General features: G+C 30.4%; 17 protein-coding genes and 2 riboswitches. Of the genes, 1 reads left to right on the top strand and 16 read right to left on the bottom strand.

The genetic code is table 11. The features are described 5' to 3' along the window. Positions 1–234: 234 nt before the first annotated feature. Positions 235–417: riboswitch (cobalamin riboswitch) on the bottom strand. A gap of 353 nt (positions 418–770) precedes the next feature. After that, a complete protein-coding gene (locus tag B3086_RS13995; RefSeq protein ID WP_346847050.1) occupies positions 771–1391 on the top strand; it encodes a DedA family protein in 621 nt (206 codons plus the stop codon). Between the two features lie 81 nt (positions 1392–1472). On the opposite strand, the gene B3086_RS13990 is transcribed toward B3086_RS13995, so the two are convergent. The 16 genes from B3086_RS13990 to cbiG all read right to left on the bottom strand — a co-directional run bounded on the left by B3086_RS13990 (position 1473) and on the right by cbiG (position 18168). Beyond that, positions 1473–2291, bottom strand: a complete 819-nt coding sequence (locus B3086_RS13990) for a DUF4430 domain-containing protein (RefSeq protein ID WP_346847049.1) — start codon at positions 2289–2291, stop codon at positions 1473–1475. A gap of 67 nt (positions 2292–2358) precedes the next feature. Further along, positions 2359–5145 (bottom strand): DUF4430 domain-containing protein, encoded by a 2787-nt coding sequence (locus B3086_RS13985; RefSeq protein ID WP_346893665.1) that lies wholly within the window; start codon positions 5143–5145, stop codon positions 2359–2361. A gap of 13 nt (positions 5146–5158) precedes the next feature. Continuing rightward, on the bottom strand, positions 5159–5848 hold the full coding sequence (locus tag B3086_RS13980; RefSeq protein WP_346847047.1) for an ECF transporter S component: 690 nt from the start codon (positions 5846–5848) through the stop codon (positions 5159–5161). Next, positions 5835–7514 (bottom strand): energy-coupling factor transporter ATPase, encoded by a 1680-nt coding sequence (locus tag B3086_RS13975; RefSeq protein WP_346893663.1) that lies wholly within the window; start codon positions 7512–7514, stop codon positions 5835–5837. Before B3086_RS13975 ends, B3086_RS13980 begins: the two co-directional genes overlap by 14 nt. Beyond that, the gene (locus tag B3086_RS13970) at positions 7495–8379 is read right to left on the bottom strand and encodes an energy-coupling factor transporter transmembrane component T (protein WP_346877607.1); all 885 of its coding nucleotides are present in this window, start codon (positions 8377–8379) and stop codon (positions 7495–7497) included. The genes B3086_RS13975 and B3086_RS13970 overlap by 20 nt, the downstream gene beginning before the upstream one ends. Positions 8380–8603: 224 nt before the next feature. Then, positions 8604–8779, bottom strand: a riboswitch (cobalamin riboswitch). 96 nt (positions 8780–8875) lie between these two features. Continuing rightward, entirely contained in the window at positions 8876–9838 is a 963-nt protein-coding gene (gene asrC / locus B3086_RS13965; protein WP_346847044.1) for a sulfite reductase subunit C, read from the bottom strand. Between the two features lie 15 nt (positions 9839–9853). Then, positions 9854–10648: an anaerobic sulfite reductase subunit AsrB gene (gene asrB, locus B3086_RS13960; RefSeq protein ID WP_346893661.1), complete on the bottom strand. Its 795-nt coding sequence runs from the start codon at positions 10646–10648 to the stop codon at positions 9854–9856. Next, positions 10649–11656 carry an anaerobic sulfite reductase subunit AsrA gene (asrA, locus tag B3086_RS13955; protein WP_346893659.1) on the bottom strand — a complete coding sequence of 336 codons (1008 nt, stop codon included), beginning with the start codon at positions 11654–11656 and terminating at the stop codon, positions 10649–10651. 9 nt (positions 11657–11665) lie between these two features. Then, positions 11666–12439 (bottom strand): formate/nitrite transporter family protein, encoded by a 774-nt coding sequence (locus B3086_RS13950; protein WP_346893657.1) that lies wholly within the window; start codon positions 12437–12439, stop codon positions 11666–11668. A 73-nt stretch (positions 12440–12512) separates the two neighbouring features. After that, positions 12513–13205 carry a Crp/Fnr family transcriptional regulator gene (locus B3086_RS13945; RefSeq protein ID WP_035129674.1) on the bottom strand — a complete coding sequence of 231 codons (693 nt, stop codon included), beginning with the start codon at positions 13203–13205 and terminating at the stop codon, positions 12513–12515. Positions 13206–13645: 440 nt separating this feature from the next. Beyond that, entirely contained in the window at positions 13646–14353 is a 708-nt protein-coding gene (locus tag B3086_RS13940) for a CbiQ family ECF transporter T component (protein ID WP_346893655.1), read from the bottom strand. Next, on the bottom strand, positions 14347–14658 hold the full coding sequence (locus B3086_RS13935; RefSeq protein WP_051823852.1) for an energy-coupling factor ABC transporter substrate-binding protein: 312 nt from the start codon (positions 14656–14658) through the stop codon (positions 14347–14349). Before B3086_RS13935 ends, B3086_RS13940 begins: the two co-directional genes overlap by 7 nt. Position 14659: 1 nt before the next feature. Further along, positions 14660–15400, bottom strand: a complete 741-nt coding sequence (locus B3086_RS13930; protein ID WP_346879760.1) for an energy-coupling factor ABC transporter permease — start codon at positions 15398–15400, stop codon at positions 14660–14662. Between the two features lie 235 nt (positions 15401–15635). Beyond that, the gene (locus tag B3086_RS13925) at positions 15636–16409 is read right to left on the bottom strand and encodes a cobalt-precorrin-6A reductase (protein ID WP_346847037.1); all 774 of its coding nucleotides are present in this window, start codon (positions 16407–16409) and stop codon (positions 15636–15638) included. A 21-nt stretch (positions 16410–16430) separates the two neighbouring features. Next, positions 16431–17156: a precorrin-3B C(17)-methyltransferase gene (gene cobJ / locus B3086_RS13920; RefSeq protein WP_035129681.1), complete on the bottom strand. Its 726-nt coding sequence runs from the start codon at positions 17154–17156 to the stop codon at positions 16431–16433. A gap of 16 nt (positions 17157–17172) precedes the next feature. Then, entirely contained in the window at positions 17173–18168 is a 996-nt protein-coding gene (cbiG, locus tag B3086_RS13915; protein WP_346893653.1) for a cobalt-precorrin 5A hydrolase, read from the bottom strand. Between the last annotated feature and the right edge of the window lie 10 nt (positions 18169–18178).

Raw genomic sequence — 18178 nt, 5'->3', positions numbered from 1 at the left:
CAATATAATAATTAAAGGCTCAAAGATGCAATATCTTCAAACCTTTAATTATTATATATAAATTTTTTATAGGGCAATAATTACTAGGGATTTAAAGTTATATATTTACTCAACAACAAAACCCCTTAACTCTTCAGTTAAGGGGTATAAAAATCACAGAAAATTACATTAAAGTATATGCTATGCTTTAATATATCCATTCTTTTATAACACCCCTCCATCTACCGTAGAGTATCTAGTGTATTAATATAGGCAGGTCTTCTGACTTTGGTTCACAGTTGCTTCAGCCTTCCCAACATTCGTCAGTGGCGCTTTAAGAAGCTTCTCCCCATTACAGCGGCGGGACCGTATAAGATTTTCACTTACTTCCCTTTTAAACAAAGTATTAAACTTTGTACCTCTATTATTTTTATATTAAATTTTCTCTTTATTAATCAGCTTATGTAAGCTAATGCTATATATTGTTTTTTAATATAATATAGTGTATCAACTACAATATCATTATACTACTTTTACCCATGTAATTCAAGGATTTTCCTTGATTTTCATTTAGTATCTTATACAATACACTTATTATTCTTATTAATTTCCTTCAATATAAAAGTATAAGTAATCTATACATAAAAGTTATATCCTTAAGCCTTTAATAATATATTACAATATATTGTATTTAACATAAACTTAACTTAATTAAACTTTAAGTTTATACACTTTAAGTTTATAATACACTTGTTTAAATATATCTTAAAATATAAATTTGAGGTGCTTATATGAATTTTGTAAATGATTTTTTAAATACAATAATAACTACTATACAAGGATTTGGATATCCTGGTGTATTCTTAGCGGTATTTTTAGAATATTCCTGTTTTCCATTGCCTAGTGAAGTACTGTTACCTTTTATAGGTCTTTTAGCTTCTTATGGTAACTTTAGCTTTATTGGAGTTATTCTTCTTAGTACTGGAGCAGGATTAATTGGTTCAACTCTTTGCTATACCATTGGATACTTTGGAGGCTCTCCTATAATAAATTGGCTTTGTAGTAAATCATCTGGTGCAAAAAAAAGTTTCAATAAGTTAGATTTATTTCTTGATAAGTATGGAAAACCTGCTGTGTTTCTAAGTAGATTATTCCCTTTAACTAGAACTTACATATCACTAGCTGTAGGGGCTGTAAAAATGAGTTATTCTCAATTTATATTATACTCCCTTGGGGGTATAACTATTTGGAACATAATTCTTATATCTTTAGGATATTTTTTAGGTGAAAATACTGACCTAATTCAAAGGATTTTGAAAGATTATTCTATTGTAGCTATAGCTATTCTAGTAATTTGTTTTGGATTCATAGCTTATAAATTCATGAAAAAAAGAAAGAATTCCTTGGAGTAATTAAAAAATAAGAAAGTACCTTCAGTGATAATAGGTACTTTCTTATTTTATATATTTAACTAATGTTGGCATTGATAAAAATTAATTATTAACTCCATCCTCCCAATATTTCCATATCACAGTATCACCTTTATTATAAATCCAACTTCCGGTTCCCACATTAGGTTTAACAAATCCATTACTCCCACTTTTCTTTACATAGTAGCACCATCCACTTAAAGGACCAGCAGCTTTTTCTCTAAGCCCTGCAATAGATGCAAAGTATGTTGTATCGTTAAAGCCTGTAGTTCTATATTTTATCCCTAACTCATCTAAAACCTTGAATGTTAATTGAGCAACAGTAATATTATCATAATCTACATATTTAGAAGCTAGTGTTTTATTACTTATTGTATCAATTACTATAAAGTTTGGAGTTTCATCTTTTACCGCTGGAGTTGGCTCCTCCTTTTTAGGTTCTACAGTTGCTTTAGAACTATTGGATGAATTTGATGATTCTTCCTTTTTACTTGCAGTTTTTTTCTTTTCAGTAGATGAATTTTTCGAATTATAGCTATTAGCATTAGATTTCTTTTCAGTGTTAGAATCAGAATTATCTTTAACTTTAGATAAATCATTAACTACAACATTTTCTTTATCATCAGTCTCTTTATTGCTTTCATTAACCTTACTATCTTCTTTATTATCAGTCTTATCCGTACTAGTTTCCTTATCACTTACTTCCTTATTAATTTTATCATTTTTGCTGTCTTCTTTATTTTCTTGCTCAGCTGTGATTGTAGCTTTTTCAGCAATTGTATTATTGAATGACTTTTGAAGTTTTTGTGCAAAAACAAACATTCCCGCAAAAATAATAAGAGCGGAAATTATAAGTAATATCTTATTTTTCCCCTTCAACATAGCACCTTCTCTCTAAATTCTAATAAATACACAAGGAAGCCTACAGCTTCCTTATGTATTTACTATTTTAGTTATTACTAATTCTTTTTCTTTTTATTAAAACAATCCCTGATACTATACAAATCAATGATCCAACTACTAATAAATTCAAATTCATAGGTTTTCCTGTTTTAGGAAGATCGTCTGCTTTATTACCATTAACGGTATTGGACTCACTCTTACCACCATTGTTTGTTTTGTTATTTGTATCATTATTTGTTTTATTATTTATTTCATTATCTGTTTTATTATTTGATTCCTCATCTGTTTTATCACTATTATCCTTAGATTCATCATCTTTAACCATCAAGCTATAAATACTAAAATGTGTAGTTTCAAAGGTAAATGTTAAATTATTATTATCAAATTTACCACCATCTATTTTTTCCCACTTAGTACCATTGTAATAATATGCTGCTAATTTTGAAACATCTATTCCCTTTATATCATCTTTTGATAATTTTATTACGACCTTTACTTTATTGCTACCAAAATCTTTTATTTCAGTTATCTTTCCTTTATTATCTTTTACTGACATAGTATAATCAAAAACCTTACCTATGATCTTAGTTCCATTTTCTATATTTAATATATTAGAATTTTTATCTAAAACTTCTCTTTTTAAGATAACCTGATAATCTTCTAAAATTCCTGTATATGAATCAAAAATCTTAGATGGTATATTCAAAGATGTATCATTCCAATTTACTACTACTTCATTTGACTCTGGACTCTTAATTATACCTATAGGTATTTTGATATCATCTGTATCTTCTGGAACATTAACTACAGGAGTATTATTACCTTCAACATATACAGGTAATAATTTTGCATCAATATTACTCTTATAATAATTGTATTTACCATTTCCTCTAAATTGCTCTAAGGCAATTAAAGCTCTTAATGCCTGCTCACTTGACATGTAATTATTATTAGTATCTGTTGTATGCTTAAATTGACCATCAGTGCCCTTAAATGTAAGCAGGGCAGAAACTAAATTATTTAGGTCTTCTCCATTTGATTTAGTGAATAACTCACCAGCTGGGTCAACACCTATTGATGTAAGTCCTAAAATTGTAAAACTAATACTTTCACTAGCTTCACTTCCCCAAGCTTCATAACATCCATTTTCTTTTTGCATTAATGCTAATGTTTTAACTGCTTTATCAATAGTATCTTTAATTTCTTTATTATTATCATAATAGCTTGATAACGCATTTATTGCAGCAGCAGTTGTATCAACATCTACATCAGAACCCCATATATTCCATCCACAATATTCATCTCCATCTACATCATAAACTACTTTACTATTAACTAACTCCTTAGCTAGTATATCTTTTGTAATTTTATATTCTCCACTTACATTACAGTAATCGTAAACCATCAGTCCAAATATCTGTGCATATCTATTAAATTCTTTTACATCTCTGTTAAATAACTCCTTAACCAAGTCATGACCTAAGAAATTATAAGGATTATAACCTTGGCTAGTAACATACATTATCATTTTTTCAAGATCTGTATCTTTATAAAAATACTCAGATAACCCATCTTCCTCTACTCCACTCTTAAATTGCTTAACTATATTGTTAAAGCTTTCTTTATTACCTTTGATTCCAAACTTACTTAAACTTAAAGCTGCCCACTCATCACCATTATTAGCAATCATATAGTTTTTAGTTTTTTCTAATTCACTCTTAACATCATATGAATCAATAGATGATAATTCTTTATAGTTAACTACTATAGTCTTCTTTCCTTCATTTCCAGCCTTATCTACTGCTTTAACAGATATTCTATTTTCGCCCTTAGAAAGATTAACAACATATTGTCCATCTTCATTAGGTTCAATAACATTTTCCCCTAATTTAACTTGACTATTAACCTTACCATCAACATCATCAATGGCAGATACTATAAATGTAAACTCACTTTTTGTCACTGTTGTTTTACTTATATTTGTTGTTATTTGTGGAGCAACTTTATCCTTTTGTTCAACAACAATTTTACAGTATGGTCTTGCTAGCATTCTATTGTCAAGAACTTTATCTTTAAAGGGCCTGCCAGTTTTACTGTAGTCAAAGGGATCACAATCCTTTACCCTTTTATCTGCAGTAACAATGTAGGTTCCTGGTTTATCGAAGTTTAGTTTTACTTGTCCATTTTCATCAGTAATATATTGGGTTTCTTTATCATTAATAATTATTTTTGCCTTATCTACTAAAGCCACATCATTTGGTATTCCACCCGGGAAAAAATATTTACCAGTTAAATCTAGTGAAATATCTTCCCCAGTTTTTGCGCTAACTGCTTTCTTATTAAAGTAACCATAACGTGCGTACACATAATTTTCCATGTGGAATAGTACTATACTGTCCCCATCTACTAAATCATGACCACCAACTAACTTATCTGTATAATTATCATTAACATAATATCCCCAACCATCAAATGACCCAAATGATCCCTGAGATACTCCATCAATATTGGATATATAGCTTCCACGTCCAAAGTTAAATTTGCTTTGATCTTTTGGATTAAGACCATTGGCTTCTAAAGCTTTGATTATAGCATGTATTGCCTTAGGCTCACCGCTAACTTCATTACAGTTATAAGGTTCTAACTCAAAATTTGTTACATCCACTTCTGTTTCTGGAACGATAGTATGGTCACTAGCTTCAATCCTAACCTTCACCTTTACAGATTTATCAGCAGCTTCAACTTTTTGTGTAAAAATTGTAGAAAACTGAGTAAATCCAATTAGTAATGCAACTAATAAACATAATAGATTCTTTTTAAATGTCTTCTTCATAAAATCCCCTCCATTAATTTTTTATATAAGTTATATCAAGCCTTCTTTTGTATCTTAAAAGTACATCAATAAAGCTATCATAGAATATAATTGAAAAAATAAAGCTACCTCCTCCATGTAAAATATCAAATGTTAATCCTGACAGATAAGCCATGATAACACTTTGTATTGTAATTGGTTTTACAAAACCCAAAACATACCAAAAATTCATGATCCAATCAAACATAAATCCATAGATAAAACATATAATTGAAAATTTTAGAGCCCTTACTCTTTTTCCCTTTCTACCCCAAATACCAGATATAATTCCCACAAGTCCCCAGGAAAACATCTGCCACGGTGTCCATGGTCCCTGACCAAAAAATATATTAGATAAAAATGCTGATGTACTCCCAATAAGAAATCCTTCATAGGGCCCAAATACAAAACCTGATAATGCCACAAGGAATGTTACAGGCTTCACATTTGGTATAGGAGCAAAGGCAATTCTCGATAGTGCAGTAAATGCACTTAAAGTTGCAATTACTGCAATCTCCTTTGTACCCAGCATACTTTTCTCAAAGTAAAAATAACTTAAAAACAGTATTCCCAAAACCCCCAATGTAGAAAGTAGGGCAAAACTATTTTGGATATCCTTTTGCAGTGTAAGTATCATAAGAACTAAAATAATAAGGGAGGTTATTATTAAACTAATTTTTTTCATTTGCTTCTCCCTCTTTTAGTAAATATTTTTTTCCTTCATCAAGTGTAAAAATCTTCTCATTTACATTCTTAAAAAGTTTATTTATGGAAGTTGTATAGTAAATTCCATGTCTTAGTACCTCATCTCTACTTCCCTTTGATACTATTTCTCCATTAAACATAAGAGCAAAACTTTTGCAAAAATCACAGGCAAAATCCACATCATGGGTGACCATAACTATTGTAGTTCCATTATTATTTAAATTTTTAAGAACCTTACCTAATTTATTTTTAACTTCAAGGTCAAGGCCTCTTGTTGGCTCATCAATGAGAAGTATTTTAGGCTTCATCACTAATATAGAACCTATGGCTACCCTCTGTTTTTGACCTCCACTTAAATCCCTTGGATTTTTATCCTTAAGTTCATAAATATCTAAATCTTTTAAAACCTTTTCTAATTCTTCCTTATCAAAGGAATTATAATTATCCATTGTAAACTTTAGTTCTTCATACACCGTTGATTTCGATATGTAATCATTCGGATTCTGTGATACATATCCAATGATACTTGCCACATTATTAACAGTTAATTTTTTCACTTCATTACCAAATACCTTAATACTACCTTTATACTCTTTAAGCCCAATAAGAGAATTTAAAAGTGTACTCTTACCGGCCCCATTTGCTCCCATAATAACTATGAAATCTCCATTTTCAATATTTAATGAAAGATCTTTTATGGCATGAATTGAATTGAAGTAACAATTTAATTTTTCTATTTTTATTGCATTATTACCATATTCGCAAACTTGTTTCTTAACATGATTTTTATCTATTTTAAAATCTAAACAATCTATGCTAATGTCAGAATATTTATCATCAATTCTACATCTAGTTTCTTTGAAATTATTAGGCATATTACCCCATGAAAGGTTTTTGCTAAGCTTCAAATAATCAGGTAAAAAATTAATAACTTCTTCTTTAGATTCTTTATAAAAATCATACCTACTATTATAAAAATTAACTTTACCATCATTCATAAAGGCAATTTTATCAGCTATATCAAACCATTTATTTACTCGCTGCTCTATAATGATTATTGTTATTCCTAATTCTTCATTTATTTTTCTAATTAGATTCACAATGCTTTCTGCCGCAGAAACATCAAGCTGAGAGGAAGGTTCATCAAAAATAATACATTTTGGCAAATATGCCACTGCAGAGGCTATTGCAACTTTTTGTTTTTGACCCCCTGATAAAGTTGTTATATCTCTTTCTGCCAGGTCAGTTATTCCTATAAACTCCATGACCTCCCATACACGTCTCTTAATAGTTGATTCACTTACCCCTATATTTTCAAGTCCAAAAGCAATCTCTCTATGAACCTTATTCATCATTAATTGTTTCTCCGGATCCTGAAAAACCATTGTAACTGTCTTTGCCCTTTCGCTATGGCTCATCTCTTCTAATGGTACTCCATCAATGATAATTCCTCCTGATATTGTGCCCCCATAAAAATGAGGAACAGCCCCAGTAATTGATTTAGCTAAAGTTGATTTCCCTGAACCCGATTTCCCAACTACTAATAAAACCTCTCCTCTACCTAATCCTAAATTTATGTTATTTAAAGATTTCTTTCCTTCTAGAGGATATGAATAACTTAAATTTTCAATCTCTATATATTCCATAGTCTTTCTCCCTACTATATTTTAAAATTAATAATGTAATAGCTAGAATAATCACAAATATTGATGTTGTTCCATAGTTAAATATATTTACTATACTTACCCCATCATATATTTTGAAATCAACAGCTCCTTTATATTGAGCAAATATATATACTATTAATAAAACTCCGCTTAAAACCATAATAGAAATATCTTTTTTTCTAAACTTCTGTCTGTCATAGGTACTTCTTTCATTACTTAAAAATCCTCTAACAAAAGCTGCTTCCCCTATATCAAAAGAACTTTCCATAGAATTTTCAAGTAATATTGACAATACTGGAACATAGCTTTTAGTCTTTTCTCTTGAACTCTTTTTATTAAAATCAACTCCTCTAATTGTATAAATTTCTTTAAGTTTATTTAATCTATCTCTAAGACCAGGAACTAACTTAAAAGCAATAACTAGAGTTAAAGTTGATTTTGGCATCTTGCTTGAAAAATATGAAATTGCCCTATCTGAATCAATAATAAATTCAAAGGATATAAAGAGACTGGCCACTGCAAATAACTTAAGTGCCATTGTTAATGCATATATTAAAGCCTCCAAGGTAAATCTTTTACTTCCAATTTTAAATAAAATCATACTACCTTGTGTAACAAATATCATATTTAGAAGAATTATAAATATGGCAAAGGGTATAAAATAGACTAAAACTTTTTTTAATTTATATGTGTTTCCGCTATATATGAATAATGAAAATATATAAAAATATAGAGAGAAAACCACTGCCGGATTATCATTAGAAAAAATTATTATTATTAATGATAAAAATAGAATAATATATGTTAGAACATGAAAATCAAACTTTCTTTTGTTAAAACTCAATTTTTCGCCCCCTTTTAAAAATATTAATTTATTACTTATTTCAAATAAATTTAAACGTAAAAAAAGTCCATTTAACTCTAAGTTAAATGGACTTAAATAACATCATATTTACCAACCATATACATCATAAAAATATATAAATACAAAAAATATATTAAAAATATATTTATGTATACATATGTATATAAATATCTTGTGTTACACCACTCCATTCTCCGCAGAGTTTACGTGTTAAAACACAGGCAGGTCTTCTGACTCAGGTTTCATGGTTTTTGTACACCTTCCCAGTTTCCCAGTGGTATAAGTACAAAACTCCACCTTTACAGCGGCGGGACCGTGTAGGATTTACACCTACTTCCCTTTTAATTGATAAAATCAAACCTATATTTCATTATTTAGTTTTATTTATTTTTTCAAATTTTACAAATATGATTATACTACAACAAATATTTACATTCAAGGGTAAAAAGTCAATTGTGACTAAAATATATTATTTTTAATACTTAATCCCATCCCAATACATGGTTTCTTGAACAACAGTTTTATCAGAAAGCTTAACTCCCTCCATGGCCCACTTTTTAAATTCTGGGAAGCCTGTTCTATCTACAATATATCCTATATGCTCCTTACCACCTGGTGCATCCTTATCTATATATTCCTTAACATAGCTGTAGGTGTTACAGATTATTTTTATTATACTCTCTTCGTCTACCCAAGCTATAAAATCCTTAGCTAAACGTGGATTTTTCTTTCCTGTTCTACCTAAAAGAACAAGCTTGTAATATTTTTCTCTGCTTCTAGTCCATGCATCTGTTGGACATGCTATTACACACTCTCCACACCCTATACACTTCTTATGATCACGTTGAATTTTATAGTTATTCATAGTTAATGCTCCAGTGGACTTCTTTGTACATGCTCTTACACAAGCTCCACAGGATACACATTTATTCATATCATATTGAGGTTCTGTCATCCCTATTATTCCAAAATCATTTAGTCTAACTTTTCCACAGTCATTAGAACATCCTGTTAAAGCTACTTTGAAGTGTAAATCATTGGGGAAGATGGCCTTTTCTATCTTCTTTGCAAATTCCGTTGTATTGTAATTAGCATATGGACAGATATTGTTTCCTACACAGGCAGATATATTTCTAGTTCCAGCTGCAGAGTAACCCTTTCCTTCATCTGTTTGATTAATTTCTAATCCTTCAATGATTGGTTGCAATAATTCATTTACTTTATCCATATGTTCAAAGCTAATACCTGGTACTTCAAAGCCTTGCCTCATAGTAATGTTTACAGTTCCATCACCGTATTTTTCTGCAATCTCTTGAATCATGGCTAAATATTTAGCATCCATCTTTCCCCCTGGAACACGAATTCTTGATGCTGTATATCCTCTTCTTTTTGTAACCCTAAATGCATTCTTTTTTAGGTTTTTAGTGTTTATATCCATGTAATTCACCTCCAATTAATCTATTAACTCTTTGCCCTTTGTATAGTTAAACACAGGTCCATCTAGGCATATATACGTATCATCTATCTTGCAATGTCCACATTTTCCAATACCACAGCACATTTTTCTCTCTTGAGAAATCCAAATATTTTTTTCTGGAATTCCTCTTTTTAAGAATTCATCCACAGTAAACTTCATCATAATTGGTGGTCCTACTACAACTACTTGTACATCATTAATATCATCTATCTTCATATCTGGAATGTACTTAGTCACCATTCCAACATTTCCTCCATAGCTCTCCTCTGCCTTATCTACAGTAAGAATTAATTCCATGGTGTTATTCCATCTCTTAATATCTTCTTTAAATAAAACATCTTCAGGAGATTTAAATCCACAAATTAGAGAAAACTTTTTAGCATCCTGTGGATTATTACCAAAATAGTCCACAATTCCCCTTACTGGAGAAAGTCCTGTACCTCCAGCTACTACTATAACTTCATGATCTTTATAATTATCTATATCGAAACCATTTCCATAGGGTCCTCTTAAAAATAATTTGTCACCCACATAGTTACTAAATATTTCATCAGTAACCTTTCCTACCTTACGTATTGTTAAATCAACAGTTCCTTCTCCAATACCACTTACTGATATAGGTGCTTCTCCATATTTAGGTATTGATACTTCAAAGAACTGCCCTGGTTTCACATCACCAATATAGCTCATTCTAAAGGTATACTCAATTTCTGTATGCTTTATTACTTCCTTTATTTCTGAAATAAAAGGTATATATTCATTCTTATTCACCTATCTCACCTCATCACATGCTGATTGCAATTTATTAATACAGTTACTAAATGAAATGTATTCCGGGCATATATCATCACATCTACCACAGCCTACACACATATGGTAACCCCATTTTTTCTTGTAATCATATACTTTGTGTAGCACCTTAAAACGCATTCTTTGACCCTTATTTTGTCTAAAACTATGTCCTCCAGCCATATCAGTAAATCCATCCACTTGACAGGAAGACCATACTCTTCTACGCTCTCCTACATTTTTATTATCTTGATAGAAAATATCTTGCATAGTGAAGCAAGTACATGTAGGACAGACAAAATTACAACGACCACAAGCAATGCATCTTTGATTATATTCCTCCCACATGGTAGATTTCATAACATCTAGACTAAGTTCTTCTGGAATGTTAACGGTAACATTGCTTTCAGAAATAAATTTAGGTTCTACCTCTATAGTATCAACCTCTTTTTTCTCTAATAAAATGTCAAAAGTTTCACATTTACTATCAAAGTAAACTTCATGATTTTCTACCCTAATGTATCCATCATAATTATTTGATTTATTAGTTCCCATATCTACACAGAAACAATTTTCAAAGGTTCTTTCACACCCCATCAATATGAATTTTGTATTCTCTCTAAGTCTTTTGTAATAGTAATCTTCAAAGCCATTTCTTAAGTATATATCATCCATTCTTTTTACAGCATGTAAGTCGCAACTTCTTAAAAATACTATTGACCCTTTAGATTTAGGGGCTGCTTCCTTTACTTCATCTTCAGTAAAATAAAGTAGAGTTTCAGATTGTGGTAATAACACTTCCTTAAAGGAAAAATGAGATTTTTCATCAAATACTATATCTTCAACCTTTGATATTTGCCCATATCTAACCCTGTCTGTATCGGAAAAGTTTGCACCACCTTTAATTAATATAGGAGCATATATTATATACTCTGATGAAAGCTCTTTTAAAATTTCATTGAATTTTTCTAAATATAATTTGTAACCCATAATTCACCTCTAATTTACTTTTTTTCTTGATATAATGTAGTATGGAAGAGCTACGAAGAAAATACCTCCAACCATATTACCAAGTGTTACAACTAAAATATTATATATATATCCACCTATGGTGACATAAGCATCAAAAGGTGATAATAAACCTATTGTTAATACTGTCATATTAGCGATACTGTGCTCAAATCCTACTGTAATAAAAATAAATAAGCACCAAAATATCATAATTAATTTTGCTACTTCTTCTTTGCATTTAAATCCACACCAAACTGCTAAACACACTAATATATTGCAAAATACTCCACGGAAAAATAGTGGTATAAGTGGTATTGTCATTTTTATTTCTGATGCCTTTGCAATGTATTCACCGACACTACCTGTAGCTAAACCTGATAATTTAAACATTACTCCTGCTATAATTGAACCTAGTAGATTTCCTAAAAAACATACTAACCATAACTTCATAGTACCTTCCCATGGTACATCCTTATTTAGGGATGCTGATGCTAGTACAAAGTTATTTCCTGTAAATAATTCCCCCCCTGCCATTATAACTAGACTCAATGCTCCACCAAAAGCTAATCCCATAACAATCTTTACAGCACCTGAACCTGCTGATGTCAGTTGACCTCCTATGGTAAAGATAAGAATAGAACCTAATCCTATAAATAATCCCGCCAACATAGAAGAAATAAAATATCCTATAGGGTTTTCATTTAACAATTGCATCTTTGTTTTACCAGCTGCACATACTTTGTTAAAATCTCCACAAACCATAATAAATCCCTTCCCTCTTTTATAATTATAGCTTCATTATAGGCTTATAAAATTTAAAGCACCGTGATAAAAATCACGGTGCTTTAAAATATTCTAAAAGTTTTTCTTTATTTTTTATTATAAATTTTTTATTATTGTATTCAATTAATCCCAATTCACTAAGTTCTTTACATGCCCTTGATATGGTCTCCCTTTGTGCTCCAAATAAGTCTGCTAGATAGGTTATACTAATCTCCATATCTATTAATATACCATTGTCATCAGCTACCCCATAATCCCTACCTAGTTTCCAAAGCTTTGATGCAACTCTCTTTCCCATATTTAAAACTCCAGTAGTATTTTTAAATTGTCTATACATTCTTCTTACTTTTAAAGATAAAGATGACAGTACCATTTTTGTAAACTCAAAGTCTGATTCCATGACTTGTAAAAGCTCCATAGTGTTACAATACATTATTTGAGAGTCCTCTATGGTTTCACAATTTATAGATGCAGTAGAACTTTGTAATATAACTTCATTTATAAGATCACCTAGCCCCAATATAAATATAACCTTTTTTTGACCCTTTTCATTGAACTTATATAGTGATACTTTTCCCTTTAATACTATGTAGATATTATCTACAATATCCTTATCTCTAAATAGTACCTTCCCCTTTTCATACCTAGTGACTCTAGTAATATTAGATAACTTTCTTAAAGTATTTTCATCTATGTTATTAAAACCTGGAAGCTCTTTCAATTCTTCTAAATTAACATATCTCATTTTCTAAATTACCCCAATCATTTTTTAATTAATTTATTATCCATATCCCACATGTTTTTCAAGATTTATTTATGTAAATGTATTACAAGTCTCCACTTAATTATATATTAACAAATATGTTTACTAAATACATTAACTTTTAATTGAAAATTATTTTCAATTATATTGACATATGTAAAATATTATAGTAATATGAATTTATTGATAATAGTTATCAATTATTATTAAATCCTTAATCTTTTATATTTATCTTATATAGGAAATTTCCTTCTATTTACTTCAGGAGGATTTTCCCTATTTTTTGTCCTTTTAAGTTCTATACTTTAATTTATATTTTTAACAGTCTGTATTATATAGTATATATCTTTAACCATATACACTACAAAATTCTATATTAAATTAAGAGAGTTATCTAAAAAAATAAAAAGTATACCCAGCTTCTAAAACCACTTAGGTATACTCACCAAAATAATAAGAAATGTAATATATCCTACTATTATAGCTACTCTTTTATATGACAAATGGAACTCTTCAAAGCCATAATAAATATTTCCTCTATAGCCTCTACTATTAATTCCATCCTTAATTTCTTTCCAACGTTTTAAAGTATTAATAAAAAGTAAAGCAGCAAGACTTCCTGAATCCTTAACTTTATTCTTAAAACCACCAAAGGCACCTCTACATAACATACTCTTTCGTAATGTTTGAAATTCATCATCTATAAGTGTTAAAAATCTCTCCATAGATTTTCCTATATCACAAATATCTCTAAGCCAACTTATCTTAGAGAATATATAAAATACATGATCTGTAGGTGTAGTTAAAGTTAAAAAACTAACGGATATCCCCCCAGACACCGCCTTTAATATAAGTATTAAAGTACTATACCATCCATAATCAAATACAAAGGTTATAGAAGAAACTAAAGCAAATAAAAAAGTTGCCTCTATAAAGTGTTTTACTATATGCATAGGGTTCTTATAAACAATATGAAGTACAAGAAAAAAAATTATATTTATAACCAAAGGATAGCACCTAGTACTAAAACTAAGTGCTGTTATTGGTAATATACATAAAATTATTTTCTCTATAGGATGAATATTTGCTAATTTACTTAGCTTTGAATATGAAAGTACTGTCCTTAACATTCTTTCACTTTTCCACCTACATTAGTCTTAGCTCCTTTGTTCTTTGAAGCTCCTTTTTTAACACCAATGTAGTATCCTATGAATCCAGCCCCAATTGCTGCTTGTAAACAGAAAAGGAAGCTTTCAATTTCTCCTGATGGTGGCTCCCACATAGGAGCTGCCCAAGGTTCATAATCTCCATTTAATTCTTGGATTTTAACTTCAATTTCTCCATCGGCACCATTAAATTCACCATTTCTACCTAAGAATAAAGATCCTACCACAATTGCTATACATAATAAAATTAATCCTATATTTTTTTTCATATTATCTTACACCTCCAACTTCTAATAACTCCTCAGAGGCATGTTTTTCTATAAAGTCAAATATCATAACAGTTATTATTCCTTCTACTACAGCAAGTGGAACTTGAGTTATAGCAAATATTGATACAAACTTTATAAATGCCGCTGCAAATCCACCTGTAGTAGCTGGGAATGCAAGTCCAAGTTGAATGGATGTAACTAGGTATGTTGCTAAGTCCCCTAAAGTTGCACCAAGGAATATTGCTAATTTTTTATTTTTATTTTTAAATACCTTATAAATTGCAAAGGCTACTATTGGTCCTGCAATACCCATTGATAAAACGTTAGCTCCTAAAGTTGTTAATCCTCCATGAGCTAAGAAAAGTGCTTGGAATAAAAGAACTACTATAGAAACCACAGACATAGCAAATGGTCCAAATATCATTGCTCCAAGACCTGTACCTGTTGGATGTGATGAACTTCCTGTAACAGACGGTAGTTTCATTGCTGATAATACAAAAGCAAAAGCTCCAATCAATGCTAAAAGCATTTTTAAATCCTTGCTACTCATAGTTTTTTTTCTTATATCTCTAATTCCTAATGCTACAAATGGAATGCATGCTACAAAATAAAACGCACACCAAGCCATTGGTAAAAACCCTTCTGCAATATGCATACCATAAGCTAATTTAGGCACTGTAAAGAATAGTGCTAATGCCCATATAAATACAAATGATTTTTTAGTAATACTTGATTTATTCATAATTTTTCCCCCTTATATTTAGTAAAAATGATTTAATTTAAATATAATACCGCTAGCAATGCTTATATTTAAATTCCTATATACTTAACTGTAGCTAAATAATGTGATTATAAAGAATATACTTAACGTGCACTTTAAATATATTAGTATATAATCTATAACATAACTTTTTGTTTTGTATAATAAAAGTTACTCCCACCGTCACCCGAGTCTTTTATTACACTTTGAAATGTTACTAATAGTTTTCTTGGTTGCTACAGATATAGTGACTTAACTTTTCTTCATCATTAAAGACAATGCCGTAATCCATTGTCTTTCTTTCTACTACAAAAACTTTAATTCCCATGTCTATGGCAGCCTTTATTTTTTCATAAGTTCCACCTTGTGGACCACTATCCTTTGTTATTAAAGCCTTGCCATCATATTCTTTTATAAAGGCTTTATTTAGTTCATAGCCTATAGGTCCTTTTATGAATATCAAATCCTCTACTCTAACACCTAACGCAAATACTTCCTCCATAACTTTTAAAGAAGGTAGAACTCTATGAACTATTCTATTTTCAAGTTTTAAATCTAATATCTTATCTATATTTCTACTTCCTGTAGTATTTAAAATACATCCATCTATATCTTTTAGGGCTTCTCCTAATTCTTCATAGGTCGGCACCTCTATTATCAAATCATTTTTAGGTAACGTATCTAAAGTACTTTGTCTTTCATACCTTACATACTCAATTCCCATATCCTTTGCTATCTTCATAGCTGTTCCACTTATTAGAACTGCATAGGGATGAGATGCATCTACAATTACCCTTACACCACTTTTCATAAATAATGCTTTTAACTCTTCATAAACTAAAGGTTTATCATTTAATATTTTATATTTATAATCCACTAAAAGCTCTCCACCATAGGTTGTAGCTGTGGATACTAAAATGTTATCTGTATATTTATTTAGATGGGAAAGAATTACCTTTCCCTCTGATGTACCTACTATTAAAGCTATCATTGTAATTCTCCCCCTTAATGTCTACTTGTTTTCTAATTTATATCCTCTTGGAGTTATAAATAATCCATCTTTTATATAACTCTTAGTATTTCCTATAATAACCATAGTCATCATATCTACTATAGAATCATCAAAGGTTCCTATAGTGCAAACTGTAGCTTCTTGACCTTCTCTTAATGCATGCTTAACAATAGCAACTGGTGTATCTTCATTTCTATATTCCTTTATTATATCTATAGCTTCTCTTAAGTAATGAGGTCTTCCCTTACTCTTTGGATTATAAAGAGATATTATAAAATCTCCTTCTGCTGCAAGCTTAACTCTCTTCTTTATATCTTCATATGGAGTCATTAAATCACTTAAGCTTATGTTGCAGTTATCATGCATAAGTGGAGCTCCAACTATTGATCCTGCTGAAGATGATGCTGTAACCCCTGGGATTACCTCTACTTCTTCATCCTTTTTCATTTCAAGAATTAACCCAGCCATACCATAGATTCCAGCATCTCCTGTACTTACTACAGCTACCGTTCCTTCACTAGTTAATCTTAAAGCTTCCTGGCATCTTGCCTCTTCACCCATCATTCCTGTAGAATAAACTTTCTTACCATCTAAAAGTGGCTTTATCATTTCTATATACTTTGTGTATCCTACTACTATATCACTTTCTTCTATAGCCTTTACAGCTTTAATTGTCATGTAATCAAGTCCTCCTGGACCGATTCCTACTACATATAATTTTCCCATTATTTTTCCTCCATTATCAGTAGACTAACTTTCCAATACAAAGGGTTATACCTTCAAAACTAATTTTATCTGTAAGTAACTCTCCCCCTGCTAATTCAACACAAGGCTCACATACCGCTCTCACACCTATAGATTTCTTAACAAAATCACTGCCCTTGTATTTATGTTCTATGCTTTCTATTTCTTTTAAAGAATGAATTTCCATGGGACAGTTTAAAAATTCACTTAAAGCAATTAATGCTCCTTCATTCTTTTTAACTTCCACTGTAGAAATAGTTTTTATGGCTCTTAAATCTATATTATATTTCTTTAAATTATCCACAACAAAGTTTTTAACTTTGTCCTTATCCACATCTTTTCTACATCCCATACCTAATATGATGTTTCGCCTTATGAGCTTAAGGTGAATCAAGCCTTCAACAGGTGGCAAGTTATCCACATCTATTTTATTAGATACTGTAACCATACCCTTAATATCTCCTTCAGGAATTACATATCCCTTTGGCATTTTTATTTGGCCTTCATCATCTAAAAAACCAACCTTAGCTTTATCAACTAATTTGGCAGCTATATCTTTAGCTATTTTCATATCATCTATAATCAGGTTATTATTCTTAGCAATCATATCTGGAGCATCTATTCCCATGGTATCTGTGGCTGTAGTTATAACTGGTGTAGCCTTAAGAATTTCTGACACTTTTAAAGCAAGTTCATTAGCTCCTCCAAGATGTCCTCCTGCAAGACTTATGGCGAATCTACTTTCACAGTCTACTACTACCACTGCCGGGTCCTTATCCTTTCCCTTTAGAAAAGGTGCTATTCCTCTTACTGCAATGCCTGTAGATGAGATAAAAATTATTCCATCTACAGTATTCATAAGCTCTTCACATACAGATTTTAGTTTGAAGTTTTTGTTATTATAACTAGAGTAAAGCTTAAGCTCTAAAGCTTCACTTAGTTTTTTTGCAATATTATCTCCTTGTCTTGTTACAGACACCGCTGCTAACTTCATAACTCTCCTA

It is taken from the genome of Clostridium sp. UBA871 (genome assembly GCF_002295255.1).
In the GTDB taxonomy this organism is placed as follows: Bacteria; Bacillota; Clostridia; order Clostridiales; family Clostridiaceae; genus Clostridium_J; species Clostridium_J sulfidigenes.
The sequence above is the reverse complement of the archived record's forward strand: the minus strand, read 5'-3'. Positions and strand labels throughout refer to the sequence as shown.